Annotated in this window: 1 protein-coding gene and 1 pseudogene; both read right to left on the bottom strand. The window is 48.4% G+C overall.

Translation table 11 applies throughout. The annotated features are described in order from the left end of the window. Positions 1–104: 104 nt before the first annotated feature. On the bottom strand, positions 105–842 hold the full coding sequence (locus tag ACTBDZ_RS18110; protein WP_438816307.1) for an MFS transporter: 738 nt from the start codon (positions 840–842) through the stop codon (positions 105–107). 99 nt (positions 843–941) lie between these two features. Next, positions 942–1,011 (bottom strand): annotated as a pseudogene (locus tag ACTBDZ_RS18105) (surface-adhesin E family protein); the annotation flags it as partial.

The raw sequence follows: 1,011 nt of genomic DNA, 5'->3' as shown, positions 1-1,011 counted from the left end.
AGGTTACGGATGGTAACGTGGGGAGTACTCATGCTGATTGGTCTGCAAAAAGCAGTAATAAATTCAGAACTTCAGAATACCGTCAAGTCCCGAAAAAAGAAAAATCAGGTGCGGAATGACGGATTGAGAGAATAGAGCCCGGCAGAGGTGCCGAAATAGACCACGGCCAGCGTCAGAACACGAATATCGGTCAGCCCTTTCCAGATGCTGACTTTAACCACTTCACCTTTGTTCTGTTTTTCCGCCGCCAGCGTCACCACCAACCACTGCGTTTCTTCCGCCGTCAACCAGCGGTTTTTCTCCTGCTTGTCGTTAACATAGAACCAGGTAAACACACCCATTACCGTCGCCGCGACGGTACAAATCAGGAACATTAACTGCCAGCCCGCTAGGCCAAGCGCGCCGTGAGCGCTGAGAATAGCCCCTGCCAGCGGTGAGCCAACCATCGCGGAAATCGGGGCGGCGGCCATAAACAAGGCAATCATCTGCGCCCGCCGTTTCATTGGGAACCAGGTGCTGAGATAAAGAATAATGCCGGAGAAAGAACCGACTTCCGCGACACCCAGCAGAAAACGCAGAATATAAAACCCTTCCACGGTTTTCACATTAATCATAAACGCGGTGATCACCGCCCAACTTAGCAAAATACGCATGAGCCAAATACGTGGTCCGACTTTCTGCAAAATAATATTAGAAGGAACATCCGTAAGAAAATAACCGAGAAAAAATAAACCCGCACCTAAACCAAAAACCGCATCGGAAAAACCTAAATCCTGATTCATGGTTAACGCTGCAAACCCGATATTAATACGGTCAAAAAAGCCGACAAAATAAACCACCATGACATAGGGTATAATCCGCCAGGTGATCTTTTTCAGCGTCCCACTGGCTTTGTTGAATAAATCAGAACTTGTAACGACTGTGCCCCATCGGGTCGATTGTTACGTGATGCGAATACTGTTCGGCATTCCTAATAGCGTGATCCGGTTAAGCGCTTTGACCATCGCCATG

Origin of the sequence: Symbiopectobacterium sp., from assembly GCF_051710365.1 — a bacterium.
In the GTDB taxonomy this organism is placed as follows: domain Bacteria; phylum Pseudomonadota; class Gammaproteobacteria; order Enterobacterales; family Enterobacteriaceae; genus Symbiopectobacterium.
Note: the sequence above shows the minus strand (reverse complement) of the source record. Positions and strands in the feature narration are given on the sequence as shown.